This is a genomic window from Neisseriaceae bacterium, from assembly GCA_016864895.1.
Lineage (GTDB): Bacteria > Pseudomonadota > Gammaproteobacteria > Burkholderiales > Neisseriaceae > QFNR01.
The window spans coordinates 1,159,066-1,177,159 of sequence record CP046107.1 but is presented as its reverse complement, the minus strand read 5'-3'; the positions used below and the strand labels follow the sequence as shown (position 1 = coordinate 1,177,159).

Annotated in this window: 14 protein-coding genes; 2 read left to right on the top strand and 12 right to left on the bottom strand. The window is 33.0% G+C overall.

The genetic code is table 11. The annotated features are described in order from the left end of the window. Positions 1 to 1,627: 1,627 nt before the first annotated feature. The 4 genes from hemE to GKC53_04985 form a co-directional block, all read right to left on the bottom strand. Entirely contained in the window at positions 1,628 to 2,698 is a 1,071-nt protein-coding gene (hemE, locus tag GKC53_05000; GenBank protein ID QRN41478.1) for a uroporphyrinogen decarboxylase, read from the bottom strand. Further along, on the bottom strand, positions 2,665 to 3,336 hold the full coding sequence (locus GKC53_04995) for a uroporphyrinogen-III synthase (GenBank protein QRN41477.1): 672 nt from the start codon (positions 3,334 to 3,336) through the stop codon (positions 2,665 to 2,667). The genes hemE and GKC53_04995 overlap by 34 nt, the downstream gene beginning before the upstream one ends. Continuing rightward, positions 3,336 to 4,253 (bottom strand): hydroxymethylbilane synthase, encoded by a 918-nt coding sequence (gene hemC / locus GKC53_04990; protein QRN41476.1) that lies wholly within the window; start codon positions 4,251 to 4,253, stop codon positions 3,336 to 3,338. Before hemC ends, GKC53_04995 begins: the two co-directional genes overlap by 1 nt. 91 nt (positions 4,254 to 4,344) lie before the next feature. Continuing rightward, positions 4,345 to 4,635 (bottom strand): hypothetical protein, encoded by a 291-nt coding sequence (locus tag GKC53_04985; protein ID QRN41475.1) that lies wholly within the window; start codon positions 4,633 to 4,635, stop codon positions 4,345 to 4,347. A 1,894-nt stretch (positions 4,636 to 6,529) separates the two neighbouring features. Between GKC53_04985 and GKC53_04980 the strand changes: the two genes are divergently transcribed. Continuing rightward, positions 6,530 to 8,314: an assimilatory sulfite reductase (NADPH) flavoprotein subunit gene (locus tag GKC53_04980; GenBank protein QRN41474.1), complete on the top strand. Its 1,785-nt coding sequence runs from the start codon at positions 6,530 to 6,532 to the stop codon at positions 8,312 to 8,314. A 627-nt stretch (positions 8,315 to 8,941) separates the two neighbouring features. Further along, positions 8,942 to 9,181 carry a hypothetical protein gene (locus tag GKC53_04975; protein QRN41842.1) on the top strand — a complete coding sequence of 80 codons (240 nt, stop codon included), beginning with the start codon at positions 8,942 to 8,944 and terminating at the stop codon, positions 9,179 to 9,181. Between the two features lie 225 nt (positions 9,182 to 9,406). Here GKC53_04975 and GKC53_04970 read toward each other — a convergent pair whose 3' ends face one another. The 8 genes from GKC53_04970 to GKC53_04935 form a co-directional block, all read right to left on the bottom strand. Further along, the gene (locus tag GKC53_04970) at positions 9,407 to 9,898 is read right to left on the bottom strand and encodes a 2-C-methyl-D-erythritol 2,4-cyclodiphosphate synthase (protein ID QRN41473.1); all 492 of its coding nucleotides are present in this window, start codon (positions 9,896 to 9,898) and stop codon (positions 9,407 to 9,409) included. Beyond that, positions 9,895 to 10,644, bottom strand: coding sequence for a 2-C-methyl-D-erythritol 4-phosphate cytidylyltransferase (locus GKC53_04965; protein ID QRN41472.1), 750 nt, complete (start codon positions 10,642 to 10,644; stop codon positions 9,895 to 9,897). The genes GKC53_04970 and GKC53_04965 overlap by 4 nt, the downstream gene beginning before the upstream one ends. After that, complete coding sequence (gene dnaQ / locus GKC53_04960) at positions 10,634 to 11,332, bottom strand: DNA polymerase III subunit epsilon (protein ID QRN41471.1); 699 nt, start codon at positions 11,330 to 11,332, stop codon at positions 10,634 to 10,636. The genes GKC53_04965 and dnaQ overlap by 11 nt, the downstream gene beginning before the upstream one ends. A 221-nt stretch (positions 11,333 to 11,553) precedes the next feature. Beyond that, entirely contained in the window at positions 11,554 to 13,254 is a 1,701-nt protein-coding gene (locus GKC53_04955; GenBank protein ID QRN41470.1) for a DUF945 family protein, read from the bottom strand. A gap of 81 nt (positions 13,255 to 13,335) precedes the next feature. After that, positions 13,336 to 14,442 carry a multifunctional CCA tRNA nucleotidyl transferase/2'3'-cyclic phosphodiesterase/2'nucleotidase/phosphatase gene (locus tag GKC53_04950; GenBank protein QRN41469.1) on the bottom strand — a complete coding sequence of 369 codons (1,107 nt, stop codon included), beginning with the start codon at positions 14,440 to 14,442 and terminating at the stop codon, positions 13,336 to 13,338. Positions 14,443 to 14,511: 69 nt separating this feature from the next. After that, on the bottom strand, positions 14,512 to 15,369 hold the full coding sequence (gene htpX, locus GKC53_04945; protein ID QRN41468.1) for a protease HtpX: 858 nt from the start codon (positions 15,367 to 15,369) through the stop codon (positions 14,512 to 14,514). A gap of 23 nt (positions 15,370 to 15,392) precedes the next feature. After that, on the bottom strand, positions 15,393 to 16,649 hold the full coding sequence (locus tag GKC53_04940; GenBank protein ID QRN41467.1) for a glutamate-5-semialdehyde dehydrogenase: 1,257 nt from the start codon (positions 16,647 to 16,649) through the stop codon (positions 15,393 to 15,395). Between the two features lie 2 nt (positions 16,650 to 16,651). Then, positions 16,652 to 18,076 (bottom strand): MFS transporter, encoded by a 1,425-nt coding sequence (locus tag GKC53_04935; protein QRN41466.1) that lies wholly within the window; start codon positions 18,074 to 18,076, stop codon positions 16,652 to 16,654. Positions 18,077 to 18,094: the final 18 nt, after the last annotated feature.

Here is an 18,094-nt window from a genome sequence, read left to right as displayed (position 1 = left end):
CTTATTATTTAACCTTACCAGTATAACGTATTTGAGCTTATTCTCTAATTATTTTATTAATATTCCTAGCCACATGATGCTATTTTGGTTATTAATTCGATACAATATAAAATTACCAGGACATTTTCATGAAAGACTCACAAAATTTTTCTTTAATTATTTTTCTATTGTTATAATTTCATTGGTTATAGTTTCCCTATACCAACCTAAGTGGTTTATTTGGATCAATTCTTTATCTCAAATTCATTAGCTTGTATTATTATATTTTTCAGTAGTTATCTATTAGTAAAATGATTTTAAATTCCATTCGAAGGAGTGCCATTATCTTAGTATCTCGGTATATATTTTACTTTTAGTGGCACTAATTTTGATTTATTTAAACATTTAAACCGAACAAAGAAATTGCTACTGGTTTAACTAGAAGCTGTTACCCCGTGGGAACACAACTTCTAATTATGACCTATCTGGCCGAGGAATGATATATCATATTGTCTGTCTGTACAACTACTATTTCAACACTACCTGTACCTATCATGTATATCTTTTCTATTACCTTTAATTTACATACCAATGGATTAAAATTTCAGTACTCAACTTATTTACTACTAGTTTGGTTGTTATTCTTCCTGTATCAAATAAGTTTTTTGATTAAGGATGACTTTTAAAGAAAAATCTTTGAGAATAAGGTATTGTGGGTCATCAATATCGATTATACTAATTGGTATGTACTATTTACTACAGGTTTAAATGCTCAACTGTATTACAAATACAAACTAAGTATTATAGGTTTAGTGATTACATAATTTTATTGGTCTATCATTAGGTCATGCCTTTAACCCATTATTTAATGTCACCCACTATGACTCAAAGGCCGTTGCTATTAAAACAGGCATGCAAAAATTAGAGATTGGCTAGTTTTTGATTACCCTGTAATTTTCGTCACCATTACCCACACCACCAGGCACTTTATTAGTATTCGACACAATATTTCCGATTCTATCTTAGTGAATTATTAGGAGAAATAAAGGGTCCACTTATCATTATCATTCGAAAAATTACCCCTCATAAGTGTAATGATATCTCACTTGATCACTTTATTCTTTGCGGTTGTAAAAATTATTTATCAAATATTTTGATCAATCATGCACAAATACATATTACTCAACAAGAGTTACTTCTATTTATTTAATTTATATTCTACACTACTTGATTAATCTCATTATTTACCAGTAAAAATAAAAATCTTATCAATATTGTCTTGGGGAAAGAGGCTTATATACATGAAGTTAATTCTCACCACCTCAAAAATCGTAAATTATGGGTGTTCTTATCCTATTTTTAATCTTAAAAATAATTATTTTCAACAATAACGCAATGATTGAATATTCTTACAACCCTAAAGGATAAGATAGTACGGATAAACTCATAAAAAAAAGCTGAACTAAAAACTTAACGAGCAAACTCTAATACCATTCAAAGTTAACAAAAAAAAATGTAAAACATTCATGAAGAAAAGCTTGTATTCTAATGATAATGATATACCGTTTAACATAATGAGGGAGTTCAAAATTACCAATAAATAAAAAGTAAAAAGAGGGACAATATTCTATTCTTCTCTTTGTGTGCCTTAATTTTCATATTGATAAATTTTTACTGCATCAACAAAAGCTTTAGCATGTGAAACTGGGACATTCGGTAAAATACCATGCCCCAAATTAGCAATATAATTTTTCCCTGAAAATGATTGAATCATATGCTTTACTGCTCTTTGAATATCCTCAACTGGGGAAAGTAACCTTGCAGGATCAAAATTTCCTTGGAGCACAATTTTATTCTCTGTTAATTGTCTCGCAATATGAGGGGGACAAGTCCAATCAATGCCTAATGCGGAAACAGGACTTTTTGCCATTTCTTGCAAAGCAAACCAACAACCTTTGGCAAATACAATAACTTTAGTTATGCTAGATAATTCATTAACTATCTGTTGAATGTAAGGCCATGAAAATAACATATAATCATCCAAGGAAAGCATTCCTCCCCAAGAGTCAAAAATCTGTACCACATCCACACCTGCTTTAACTTGTGCCTTTAGATAAGCAATAGTTGTATCTGTGATCTTTTGTAGCAAGGTATGTGCTAAACATGGATTACTAAAACAAAATCCCTTGGCAATATCAAAATTTTTAGATCCTTTTCCTTCTACTGTATAACATAATATTGTCCAAGGAGATCCTGCAAAGCCGATTAAAGGAACTCGCCCTTTTAATTTTTCATTGGTTAACACAATGCCGTCCAACACATATCTTAAGGTTTCATACACATTAGGAATAATCACTTTTTGCACATCTTCTTGGGTACGAATTGGAGCGTCCAACCATGGGCCTTGATTATCCTTCATCACAAATGGAATATTCATGGCTTGGGGCACTACTAGTATATCTGAAAACAAAATAGCAGCATCTACACCAATGATATCTACAGGTTGGACTGTGATTTCTGCCACTAATTCTGGTGTACGACAGCGAGTAAAAAAATCATATTTTTCACGTATTGCTCTAAATTCAGGTAGATACCGTCCTGCCTGACGCATCATCCATACGGGTGGGCGTGAAACTGTCTCATGATTTAAAACTTTTAATAAAATGTCATTTTTAATGGTTTGATTCACACTACATTCCCCCTCATCTGATTGGCACATAACATCAAAGTTTCTTTTCTACTAGGATAAGAAGGCAGTATAGGTACAACCTTACTGCCAACGGCTCTTGCTGTGGTCTCTCCAATACAAAATACTTGCTTGCCTTGCAAAGAATTATTTTGATGAAAACTATTGACTGCAGAGGGACTAAAAAACACAACTGCATCATAATTTTCTTGAATAGACCGTGAAGTCAATACAGTTTCATAAACTTGAATTTCTTGGAAATGAATATCAGCATTGAGCATATAGTCAACTAAAATATTACTACGTAAGTTACCAGTTAGAAATAAAACAAAACTTTTGTAGTCTTGTTGTAAGAAATCAATGATATCTCTAGCATAGTCTGCCACACACTTGACCTGCCAAGCATTTTTCTCCAATAAGCTTTTGGTTTGTCGTCCCACACAAATTACAGGATACTCTTTTAACTCCTCAAGACTAGGATTGATTAGCATACTTTTAACTGCATTCTGGCTAGTAATCAACAAATAATTAGGTTTTGTATCAGGTATTTTAAAATCAATAATTTTTGTACTAATCATTGATACTTCTAAATAGTCTATTTGATGTCGTTCAAGAATTTCTTTTTCTTCATTATTTAATACTTGAGTAATTAGAACCTTCTTTTTAGTCATTATCGTAAATAACCTCTAATCTCTTGCATAATTTCTTCACCCCCAGTTTTTAGGACTTCTTCTGCCATATTCTTGCCCAATGAATAAGCCCGCACTAAAGGAATAGTAACATCAATGACAACTTTTTTACGTCCATCTAATGAAAATAAACCTCCCCTAAAAGAAGCTAAGTCTTTATCAATAGTCATCAAAGCACCTATCGGTGCTGCACACCCTCCCTCAAGTGCTCTTAAAAAAGCACGTTCTTGTGAGACACAAAAAATTGTCTGATCATCATTTAGACATTGTACCAAATCAAGTATTGATTCATCATTTTCTCGAGAGAGTACAACAATCGCCCCTTGAGCCGGTGCTGGAATCATCCAATCTAATTCAAGATAATGAACGGGCAAACAACTCAATCGTTCTAATCCCACCTTGGCAAAAATGGCACCTTGCACGTTATCATTCGCATATAAACTATCCAGTCTTTTTTGTAAATTGCCCCTTAAATTCACTATTGTATGTTCAGGATAGTGAGCCAACCATTGTGCTTGTCGACGCAAACTTCCTGTTGCAACAGTCATGGGCTGATTAAAATCAATTTCTCCCTTAAACACTAAAATATCCAGCACTTCTCCTCGTTTCAAAACTGCTGCTTGTGTTAAACCTGAGGTTAATACAGTTGGCACATCTTTCATTGAATGAACAGCAAGATCAATCTGATCTTCTAACAGTGCCTGGTCGAGTGCTTTAGTAAACACACCAATTTCAGACATTTTATAAATGGGTTTCTTTAAGTCTAAATCACCAACAGATTGAATGTATACCAACTCACAGGTAATATTATTTTTTTCTAATTTTTGTTTCACCAGATTGGCTTGCCATAAAGCCAACTGACTACTTCTTGTACCTATCCTAATTATTTGGGTACCCATAATATTTCAATATACAATACGACTAAAACTGGCATTATACCTCTAAATCTATGATTTAATACTCTGTCTTTTTAAGAAACCCCTCTAAAAATTATTTCTCAGCAAACCAATCTAATCGGTTATGTAGTTCTACTGTTTCACCAATCAACATAATCGATGGAGATACCACCTGTTGTACTAACTTCAACGCAACTACTTTTCCTGTAATAACTATTGGATTAGGCAAAGTGCCTTGACTAATAACCACAGGTGTTGTCTTACTCCATCCATATAAAATTAATTTTTTAGCAATATACTTAACTTGTAGAATGATCATATATACTGCTAAAGTTTGACGGGGAAATGCCAATAATTTCCAATTTAAATATTTTGGAGGCTTCACCAAATGTTCTACAATATAAAGTGACCGTTTTAGTATAATCTCGGTGTATTAATGGAATCCCCATTAAATAATAGTTCCTATATAACTACAGGAAATAACTTGATATGGAATATTGTTTTCCATTAAAACCTGTAGTGTTGTGCATCCTCACCAAAACACCAAGGGATCCCCCCCCTCTTTAAACGTACTATTTTTTACCCTGATGGGTACTGAACAATAATTCGTTAATATTTTTTGTATGGTAGTCTCCTAATCATTTTACACAAAAATATTTTTGATATATTCACGCAATAAATTCAATATCTTATCTGAAATAAAAATACTACACAGTACAATATCTGCACACTGAGCGCCTACAAAGGTTTTTAAAGTGAATAATCCATCCAGAACCTATATTTTCTTCTGAGTTTGCTCCAAAAATTTTTTCAAATATTGTTATACTTTTTTTGTCTTTATTTCCAAGTAATCAATCAAACTAACTCACAAATCAATGTTCCCAAAATTCTCTAATTAATTTTGCATCTTATAAGGTTTGATTAACTAAGCTCCGATACTGATCTATTATTTTTTCAATATCACCAATATGTTGCGGTATCTGTAATTTAAGCTGATGACATAGATGTCTTGATAACACAAGTAAAGTCACTTCTGTTCCAATAGCTTTACACAGGACTACTCTCTAGATACAGTTGGCAAGGTAGATCTATGTAACCATTGATTGTCTAACATTGATTAATTTGTACTTTCCCCCCTTATTGCCTACCGATAAAATGATTTAATTTTGGATCATTGCTCAATTAAGTCAATAAATACATACAATCTAACTGTATTGTATTGATTATTTAGCCAACCACATCACTCACCCCTCATAGATCCAAGTGAGAATAACTTCTTTAATAGCTCTAGCTATGTGAGAAACCAAAAAATGATCACTGAATTAGCCAATCAATTTTCAATTTTTCTCTCAACTACCCAACTACCACCTATGACTAAAACAAGTTTATTTTTTGGCTGGAAATTAGGTGTGACTTTTACTTATGTTCGGAATAACTAATTCTATATCTATTAGATGTCATTTATTTATGAGTTTTTATCTTGGATACAAATATTATTCTAAAAAAAGACGGGATTATAACAAAAGAGATGAACCAAAACTACTGGAGAATACCACAGCCTAGTGTAAAAGATCGGCAAAATTATTTGATAAAATCAAGACCCTTAAGCAACAGTTTAACTGATATTACTTATATCCACACTAAACTAGCATCCTGTCTTGCCTTGGAAGATACTCCCTTAACTGATTTAGTTACCAAATTAACCCTACTGATTATGGCTTTTCTTTGAAAACAAAAAAACCACATGCAGAAACCTTAACTTAACTTTAATTCCTAAAAATGAGAGAGTTTATCATATCCGTATTGGGCTTTACGCACCACATCAAATAGAAGTAAAGCGTGATCAGATTTTACGTATCAGTTCAATTACACAAAAAGTGTTGTTTTCTTCATCTCATTAATGATACTTGGCTAACAGAACAAATTAGAGGAATAATCAGTCATTAGAGAACAGCTAGAATTTGAATGAAGAATACTATTCATTGCAATTGCCAAATTTAATTTAAATTTTTGATTGGATAATTTAAAATATGCACCTATATTCAGGAGAACCAAATACCTTTTAAGCCACTTTCCCTAAAAGGTTACCCTAGTATTGAATGTGAACCTTGTATTAAGCCTGTTCAAAAAAAATGAAGATATTCTTGCTGGTCGTTGGTGGTGGAAAAGCAAGAATAACAAACAGTGTACCTCACATCAGAAAATGTAAAGGATAATATCAATCACAGAAATACACAACCAACATTATGATTAATACCTTAGATTTTTTAGGGGTTCTAATGCAAAATTTTCCTATTACCCCACAACTGTTGCAAGATCAATTATCTAGTATTCAACCAACTTGGTTGTCTGGCTATGCACGGACTAAAAGTCAGACAACCAATAATGAAGTAGTGGTGACTAGTGTTTCTAATAAAATACCTACTAAAAGCATTACTGTCTTATCTGCCAGTCAAACAGGTAATGCAAGAAGTGTCGCCGAACGATTACTAACAGCATTGATCGAGACAAAACTATCTGCGCGCTTAATTGCTACAGGTGATTATAAAATTAAAGATATTGGCAATGAGAATATCCTATTATTAATCTCTTCTACTCAAGGAGAGGGCGAGCCTCCTGAAGAAGCGATTCCTTTATTCAAATTCTTATGCAGTAAACAAGCCCCTGATTTATCCCAGGTAAAATATGCTGTTCTTGCCTTGGGTGACAGCTCTTATCCTGAATTTTGCCGGGCAGGGCGATTATTTGATACTAAACTAGCAGATCTGGGTGCTACTAGAATTCTTGATCGGGTAGATTGTGATATTGATTTTGAAACACCATCTGTTCATTGGATTAAAAATATTGTACAAACACTCGTTACACTCATTCCACAAAACAATACTATTGTTGGAACAGCGTCTGTTGTTACCTCTACAAGAGACCCAATTATTCATAATGGCACCATCTATACCAAAGAAGAACCTTATACGGCCACTTTAGCTCTACGCCAGAAAATCACTTCATACAATGCTAATAAGGATGTACAACATATTGAAATCGATATTAGTGATTCGAATATGGTCTACCAAGCAGGTGACTCTCTAGGTGTTTGGTTTAAGAATGATCCACAGTTAGTGGATGAAATCTTGGAAATTTGCCATTTATCCGGCGAGGAGATGGTTAAACTAGAAGATAGAATAACGACAGTTAAAATTCGTCATGCCCTATTAGAACTAGATGAAATTACACAAAACTCTCCTCAATTCATAAAAGGACTGGCCGCTCTATCACTAGACGAAGAATTGCTACATATTGCCAATGATCCAGTCATCATACAAGATTTGGTAGGTACAACCTCCATTGTTAACATGCTCAAAAAATATCCTGCAAATATTTATGCACAGACATTGCATAATTTCTTACGTCCTCTGACTCCCCGTTTTTATTCAATTGCATCTTCACAATTAGAGGTAAAAGATAAAGTTCATCTGACTGTTGGCGTAGTTCGTTTTGAACGTGAAGGTAGGATTTATACGGGCGGTGCTTCTGGTTTTCTTGGTGAAAGACTCAGAGAAGGAGATAAACTAAAAATTTTTGTCGAAACTAATCATAAGTTTAGATTGCCAAACAACTCTAGCGTACCCATTATTATGATTGCTTCAGGAACAGGTATTGCCCCTTTTAGAGCCTTCATGCAAGAACGAAAAAATACAAATGCCACTGGCCAAAATTGGCTTATCTTTGGTAATCAAAAAGTTACCGATGATTTTCTTTATCAAGTAGAATGGCAAAACTGGTACAAACAAGGCTTATTAAATAAGATATCTTTGGCATGGTCACGTCAAAGGTTAAATAAAGTCTATGTACAACATAAACTAGAACAAGAAGCAGAAACACTATGGCGATGGCTACAAAAAGGAGCTCATATCTATGTTTGCGGTGCAGCTAATACAATGGCTAAAGATGTCGAACAAAAACTATTACAAATAATTCAAGATAAAGGATATCTCACAGAAGATGACGCAGAAGAATACCTTAATGAATTACGTATGACGGATCGCTATCAAAGAGATGTTTATTGATCCCAAGGAATATAATACATGTATTAAAAATCCCAGAACTAAAATCGCCTAATACCCCATTGACAATGAATACTTAAAAATTGAAAGTAATTTTTTAAAAAGAATTATTATAGAAAATTCAAAAAATCCTTTAACAGGCAGCTGTACACAAGACAATTTTCAAACTATTCCATGGCATATACGAACAGAATGATAGACACATCCAAGTAGAGAGACAAAAACAAAAACTACAGCCTCTTAAAAACGTTGCACTACGATGCCGCTTGCCTGATGGGGTTCATCAATCCTACAAATGGTTAGGTACTGATCAATGTCCCCTCAGAATATAATGATATCACTGTATTCGTTTAACCAATCACCAAACACCTCAATTGTATGACCTCATATAAAAAATAATATCAAGCCGATGTACCAATGGTTGTCTCATTTAGACCTATATTCTTTGGTGATAGCAAGTCGTGTTAACTGAAATGTTCTTTACATCTCTTAATCTCATAGAGTTCAAAGCCCACCATAAACCTATTTCGGCCAAAAAAAAATCTTTCAGTATTTATTACATTATATCCATGCTTATACTAAAGTACGGTTAGACAGCCAAAAATAATTTACTACTGAACTGGATAGAGGATAGTCTATTCTAGGAAACTTTTACCTCAGAAATTTAAAATTACAGTTTGTATTCCGCCACTTAATAATAATGTTCATATACATGCTAACGATTTAAAATTTTATCCATTAAAGAAGATGATGAGATTGAGTTGGTTTCAATTTACTGTGGTTGGTAGTAGATTATCCACTGAGTATGGTAACAAAGGGCTTTATCTTAATACCACCCTTAATACCACCATTTTAGAAAAAACACCATAAAAAGTCATACTGAAATATTGCTAAAAACTATATTGCACAATTATGAAGTGATAAAAATCATGAAGTTGGCACACATAACTATTAGGGTCTAGGAATCCAGATATTTTAAAATGTAATAGTCAATTCCCAGAAATAAAAACCATTCATGCCCCCCTATGGCATGACTAGGATATCACCCAACAAAATTTTTTACCAATGAAGTATTTTTGATCCAATATGTCAACGTTAAACGTTATCGGCTTTTTTTAGCATAATGACTGCTTGAGCTTCTATCGCTTCCTGATTACCTAAATAACCTAACTGTTCATTTGTTTTGGCTTTAATACTGATCCTATCGAGGGGTAAATCTAAGATATTGGCTATATTCTCACACATAGTATCAATATAGGGTCTTAATTTTGGATGTTCTGCAATAATGGTACTATCAATATTGACTATATGCCAACCCAGTTTCTGAACCATTTGGTAACTATCTTTTAATAATTCAACACTACTGGTATTTTTAAAAGCAGGATCGGTATCTGGGTAAAAACTACCAATATCTCCTAACGCAAGAGCACCTAGTAGAGCATCAATCATAGCATGCAATAAAACATCAGCATCTGAGTGCCCTTTTAAACCTTTTTGAAAAGGAATCTCTATCCCAGCTAAAATTAACTTCCTTGATTCCACCAGCTGGTGTACATCATAACCTTGTCCTATACGATACATATTTATTCACTCTTATTACTTAATAAATATTCTGCATAATGCATATCTTGTAGTGTTGTAATTTTGAAATTCCTAGTATCAGAATTTACAATTAATACTGGTTTTCCAATGACCTCCAATAATGAAGCTTCATCAGTTATTTTATCTAACTCAGACACTTGCTCATAAGCTTTCAGTAAGTCTTTTAATAAAAACATCTGTGGTGTCTGTGCCAACCATAAATAGTCACGATTCAAGGTTGCTTGAATATATTTATATTTACCCACTTTTTTGACCGTATCCATAACTCTTTGCGCTAAAATAGCACCTTGCTGTCCTACATGCACGGTTTTAATCAGTTGATACAGATATTCATGTGGCAAACAACAGCGAACTGCATCATGAACCAATATCCAATCGTGCTCTTCAACTAAATTTTCTCTCTTTAAATACTCTAAAGCATTACGTACAGTATGAGCTCTGGACACTCCCCCCAGTGTTAAAATCCGCCATGAAAATTCACAAGCATCTTCTTGATGCAGCAGTAAGCTTAAAAAATCTTTATACTGAATTTTAATTTCTGTAAAAATTTCATCTGTTGGTGACAATACAATATAAATTGCCTCTATTTGAGGAATAGATAAACATTGCAAGGTATGTAACAAAACAGGTATTTTATGAATACAAACATATTGTTTGGGCATAGAAGCACCAAATCGAGTACCAACCCCTGCTGCAGGAATTAGAGCAATAGTACGTTGCTTATTCTTCATAACGATAAATAGGAAGACAAGTTCGGCTTAATTCATCTAAATAAGCCTCGTGTAATTTATTTTCATCCCCTGAAGCCATTAATACTTTAAACTTATTTTGGTTATAATCAATATGAAAATTTTGTTGATTCCCTCCATCTAAATCACTATTTAAATCAATATCCAAAGTAAATTGATTATGCGTCATAGCCAAATAAACCTGAGCTAATAAATCACAATCAACTAAAGCACCGTGCAATACACGTTTACTGCGATCGATTTCTAAGCGTTCACACAAAGCATCTAATGAATTACGTTTACCTGGATATTTTCTTTTCGCTTCCACCAAAGTGTCAATCACATTATTAGTAATTTCCTCAACAGGTGCCAAACCTATTTTAGAAAATTCCATATTTAAAAACCCAATATCAAAAGGAGCATTATGAATAATTAACTCTGAATCACGTAAAAAGTCATGTATCTCTTGACCCACTTCCGCAAATTTGGGCTTACCCTCTAAGTCTGAGAGCCTCAGCCCATGAATCTTACTAGCTTCTTCATTAATATCACATTCAGGGTAGATATAAAAATGGCATTGCCTCCCAGTTAAACGCCTCGAAATCATTTCTAGGCCAGCAAATTCAATAATTCTATCTCCTGCGTGAACATACAGACCTGTTGTTTCTGTATCAATAATAATCTGTCTCATTATTTCCACTTCTTTTACAAATTAATTATATTTTAAAACAAATAATTACAAAAAATAACTCAATTGATAATAATTATTGTTTGCATTTGATTCATTTTTCATTTATCATGAGCACAAGTTTAAATCTTTTAAAGCAATTGTCTTTTTTAGTTATTTTAAAGATTTGGTAGTGGTTTGTGTTCCTTATTAGCACCTCTTTTTTGGGAGGTGCATTTTTTTATCTACCTAGAAAATAGCTCCAAATTTTGGGATGTATCGTGATTTTCTTTCTTATTAGCATCTCCACCATCTAAGGAACCAGGTAATGAAGGTGACTCGTCTGTTATTGCATTATCACGAGGTAAAATTTCTTCTTGTAATAATTTTTCATCCTCTTCTGAATAAATATTATCAATATCCATTTCATTTTTCTGATATTCTATCCCATTCAGATACATTCTTCCCTGTTCTAATCTAACTGAACCAGAAATAATACCATTGACGAAATTGATGTAATTCATAGAAGCATAACTATTAATAAATCCCTTAACCAAATATTTTGTTGCTTGTAAAACATTCTTCATGTCTTGTTCACTAATCACTTCTTGATCTGTAATTAACAAACTAATTACTTGATTCTCTAATATATTAACTACTAAATTCTCAGGTAACGAATAATCAAAACCAGCTTTTGATTTATGAAGCAATGCATTAAAATCAGATAAGTCACTAACATTCAAGCCTTCAAATTTCATACTACCGACCACCCTGACATCCCCATCAGGTGTTCTTAGAGAAATTTGCTTAATGTTAAATTCAGGGTTAGCAGTAAACAAACCCGAAGCTGGTCCTCGAATATAAGCCAATAATTTATCCTGCCATTCATCTAACCTTAGTGGTTGATTGGTTAAATCTGCCAAATAGTCTTTTAATAATTTAAGCGATGGGCCATGAATATGATCAGCAGAAATCTTAAAAATTAAAGGACCATAAGCATCATTATTTAAATTAAACAAATTTACTGATAATTCACCTTCCATTTTTACTAAATCATTTTCTTGTGTAATATCTGTCCTTAACAAGAATTGATTAATTTTCAAATCAGATACTTCAAATGATAATTTAGGATCAAATATTGTATTCAGTTTAATGTTCAAAGAAGCACCCAACATATCTGATAAATTCAAGTTTACTTTATCATCTAACTTAGTACTTACCACCAATTTATCAAATGTAAGTTCAATCAAACCTGTATCAATAGAACTTTGATTAGGATAGTTTGTCGACTTATAATTCAATCCAGAAAGAACCACTCCTCCTTTATCTGCTAATTTCATGTAGAATTTAGGAATATTGATATTCCAAGTATGTTCTCTATAATTTCGTTTATAATCCAATTGACCCCGAAGTCCATCAAATTTAATTTGAATACCTGACAATTCTTCGTACTTCATTGTATTTAAAGAAAAGTCTAAAGTGCCTGCCCCATTTAACTGAATCATATCCTCTATTTTAAATGGATTCTTCACACTAAAAAATTTAATAATTTCTTTCTCCGCCTCTTTTTCAAAATGGACATCTGTCGTTGCATATGCCCTTAAAAAAAGCTTATTCACAAATGGCCCATGTTTAACAGTAGTATGAAAGGTAATTGGTTGTGTTAATACTTTTTTTAAAACTTCAGGAAATCGATCAATACGAATTACCTTTAATATATCATTGGCGATAGATACTTTAGCCATAGCTTTAGACTTAAACCATCCCCGATCATAATGGTACTCATCCACCTTAAACAGTTTACTATCAGAAAGAACTGCAATTTCGTTGTTAATAGACTCTTCTGCTTTAATCCCCAAATAATAAGCTAAGCCTATATAAGCCAATACAAAAATGATAACAATCGTCAATAAAGTAGCTAAAAATCTAGTGAAAAACCCCATCATTATCAATTCTTTCTATATATATCTTTAAATGTCATTATTCTCTATCGTATCAAGAAAAAAATCAAATAAAACTTCCATGCATTATAGCAAAGCTTCTATTTGTTTTAATCTTGCACCTCTGATAGCTTTCTGAACATCTAATCCTACTTTACCTATGATAAGTTTGCTGATATCTAATGATTGAATCTTTTGAAATATATTATCCAAATTATATTCAAACAAATCAGATTGGATATTTAAATAATTTTTGATTCGTTTTAAAAGAGACAGCATATTTTCAAAACGCTCGGGATGACGAAATGCATCCCCTAACTCAAACAACATTAAAATAGTTTCTGATTTAAATTCAGATACTTCCCTACACAATTTCAAAATACAATAAAAAGTCATCACATAATGAACTATTTTTTTAGGAACTTTTAATAAAACAAGAAACTCTCTGATTTTCGTTTCTGATCGAAAGAAGATAAGTATACTAACCAAACGCTGGGATAAGTCAATATTCATCAAATGATCTGGGTTTAACATATTTTTAATGGCCTTCTTATTCATCTCAAATGCAAAATGAAGCTCTGGAAAAATACTTTTCATTACCCCCGTTTCAAATAAAAATAATAACATCTCATAAGGATATTTCTCAGATAATCCTTTAGAAAACTCCTGCCAAATTCTTTCTTTGGTCAATGAATTTATCTCTCCTGATTCAACCATGATTTCAACCAAATGCCTAGTTTCGGGATGCACTTGAAAACACAATCTAGCAATAAATCTAGCCAAGCGTAATATACGTAATGGATCTTCACTGAAAGCAGGACTTACATGTCGTAAAATCTTATTATTTAAATCTTCACGACCTTGATAAGGATCAATGATATTGCCATTACTATCCATAGCCATGGCATTAATCGTTAAGTCTCTACGCAATAAATCCTCATTCAAAGAAATAGACGATCCAGTATAAAATGTAAACCCATGATAACCTCGGGCAACTTTCTTTTCAGTACGTGCCAAAGCATATTCCTCCTTAGTGTCAGGATGAATAAATACTGGAAAAGATTTACCCACAGGCTTAAACCCCAAGCCAATCATCTCTTCAATTGTAGAACCAACAACAACCCAATCCTTATCCTCACTATTAGTTCCTAATAAATAATCTCTAACCGCACCCCCAACTAAATATACTTCCATTCTAATCCTAAAACCTAAAAAAAAACACACCTTTAAAGTGTGTTTATTATATTAAAATTTTGATAAATATTAAATTTTCTTTAACCCCTGCAAAGCTAATATTCTATTTTCAATAGAAGGATGAGTTGAAAATATAGAGTCTTTACTTCCTGTAATACCAAAGGCATTTATTTCTCTAGGTAACGGTTGTTGTTGGGTTACTCTATCTAATTTTCTCAACGAAGCTATCATTTTAGATGCACCAACGTGTCGGGCAGAACCCACATCAGCACGGTACTCCCTACGTCTGCTATACCACATCAAAATTAAACTCGCTAATAATCCAAACAAAATTTGCAAAACGATGACCACAGCGATATAAGCAGAACCACCCAACTCAAAGCGTTCCTCAACAATATTCGCAATAATTCTAGAGAAGAATACAACAAAAGTATTCAAAACACCTTGCATCAAAGTCATTGTTACCATATCACCATTGCCAATATGAGCAATTTCATGACCTAACACACCCTTTACCTCATCTCTAGTCATCATATTTAATAATCCACTACTAACTGCTACCAAAGAACGATTTTTAGTCGGACCTGTTGCAAAAGCATTTGGGTCGTTGGAATGATAAATAGCTACTTGAGGTGTTTTGAATCCCCATTCTTGAGATAAACAAGCAACAGTATTCACTAACCATTGTTCTTCTTCCGTTTGAGGTACTTCAATAATACGACCGTCCACCGAACGCAAGGCCATCCAACGAGATATCCATAATGAAATAACAGAACCAGTGAACCCTATAATAATTGAAAAAACTAATAAACCACCCATACTAGCTGTATCAATTGGCACACCTGCTAGTTGCACAACAAATAAAACTAACGATGTCATTGCAATAACAGCAATATTTATCATTAAATAATAAAATATTCTTTTCATAACTTAACTCCTTAATAATCAATCTAATTCCTAATTTGTCCAGAGCCCAATACAATCCATTTCTCTGAAGTCAATCCTAGCAGTCCAACTGGACCACGAGCATGTAGTTTGTCTGTAGAAATTCCTATTTCAGCACCCAACCCATATTCAAACCCATCAGCAAATCTTGTAGACGCATTAACCATAACACTGGCTGAATCAACTTCTCGTAAAAATTGTCTCGAATGTCCATAACTTGTAGTAACAATAGCATCTGTATGATGACTACCATAATAATTAATGTGCTCAATTGCTGCCTCCAAATCTGAAACTATTTTAATTGACAGTATTGGTGCTAAATATTCAGTATGCCAATCATCTTCTGTCGCTAGATTAATTCCAGGCAGTACCCTTAGAGTTTTCTCACATCCTCTTAGTTCAACTTTTTTAGATTGAAATTCTTTTTCCAATAATGGTAAGATCTGACCCGCTATTTTTTCATGTACCAATAAAGTCTCTAATGTATTGCATGTTCCATACCGAGATGTCTTAGCATTTATTGATATTTCAATGGCTTGTTGTACATCTATTTCATCATCTAAATAAATATGACAAATACCATCTAAATGTTTAATCACAGGAATTCTTGCCTCATTAGAAATTCTTCGTACTAAACTTTTACCCCCTCTTGGGATAATCACATCAATTAAACCACTGGCTTGTAGCATTTCCCCAACCAACTCTCTGTCCGTATCTTCAACAAATGCTAGAATAGTATCAGGCAAACTATTTTTAGCAAGCGCTGTACGAATACAATGAGCTATTGCTTTATTACTATTAATCACTTCCGATCCACCACGCAAAATACTAGCATTACCTGATTTAAAACATAATGCAAAAGCATCTAAAGTCACATTCGGTCGAGACTCATAAATAATCCCAATAACCCCCAATGGAACTCTCATTTTCCCTACTAAAATACCTGATGGTTGATAGTGAAAATCATTCATCTCGCCAATAGGATCGGGTAACATTATAATTTTTTCCAAACTTGCAATCATTCCATCAATAGCGCTATCATCCATCATTAGACGATCAACCAAAGCAGAATCTAAATTTTTTTGTATAGCTACTTCTAAATCCAGTTTATTTGCCTTTTTTAAGTTATTTCTATTTTTTTCTAATACTTCGGCAATGCTCTGCAAAACATTATTTTTTTGTTTAGACTCTAATTGAGCCAATAAAGAGGCAGATCGCTTTGCCTGTTGAGCAATATTCCTAATATATTCTTTTGCATTCATATCTAACTCACTTTATACTCTGTTTTTGTTTCAATATATTGCTTAGTTCTTCCATTCCATGGTGCTGTCTTAAATAATATTAATATACCCGGAATGGCCAAAAAGAAACAAGTCCAAAAAAAATAATAATACCCATAGCCATAATTATATTCATAATATTCAACCAAAAATCCAGCAAAACCACCAATAAACGATCTTGGTATTGTCGCAATTGCGGATAACAAAGAAATTTGAGTTGCTGCATACATCGGATTAACCTCTCTAGCCATGAAAGAAACAAAAGCAGCGGTTCCCAACCCGATACCAAAATATTCATAAGCCACAACTATAGCTAAATAAATTTGTTCTTTCATCGTTATTTCGAAAAATTTCCCAAAAGAGGCCAACCAAACAAATCCCAAAATAGAGGTAATTTGTACCAGTCCAAAGCCCCATAACGCTCTATTAATCCCAATTTTAAGCATTAAAAGACCGCCAACAACCCCCCCTATGACGGAAGCAGATATTTGAGCATACTTAGCAATGCTGCCTATTACAGTACGAGAATAGCCAATATCGTAGTAAAAAATACTAGATAAAGAAACTGCTAAACTATCCCCCAATTTATACAAAATAAAAAAAGCAATAATAAAGCAAAGATTCCTAAACCCTTTACGTTCCCAATATTCAACTAAAGGATCAACTAACATATTTTGGAAACTCTTCGATTTTATTGCTATCTTACTCGGTTCTTCTGCAATAAATACCATAAATATGCCTACAAACATAAACAGTGCAGTAATAATGAATATCTGAGGCCAAGGCATTAAATCAGATAAAATTAAAGATAACGAACCAGGCACTAGTATTGCCAATCGATAAATAGTCACATAAATAGAGTTTCCTAATCCTAATTCCTCATCAGTCAAAATCTCACGTCTAAATGCATCAATTGACACATCTTGGGTTGCAGAAAAAAAAGTAAGTAGTAGAGAAAGCACAATTACATAAAACATTTCTGTACTTGGATTTACCCAAGCATATGCCATCATGGTAAACATTAAAGCTATCTGAGTCACTAACATCCAACCTCTTCTACCACCAATAGATAAAGGTGAATATCTGTCTAATAATGGTGCCCATAAAAATTTTAGGGTATAGGGAAGTTGTAATAAACTAAACATACCTATATTTTTCAAATCAATGGAGGGCGCAATTAAATAAGGACTACTAGAAAAAAAATAAATGTATGTATACAATAAATCCTCTTTTAAAGAAGCAACATTAGATCCAAGCATACTAAACCAATCAAAGAAGTTCACAAATACGAGCTCAGAACGCAACCAAACTGGTAATAAATTTAAAAAGAAAAACAAAGGCATTCCAGATGAAAATCCAGACAATGCACAAATAATCATTTTTCTAACTTGTTCTTTTTTGATATCCATAGTTTTCAATATTTATTT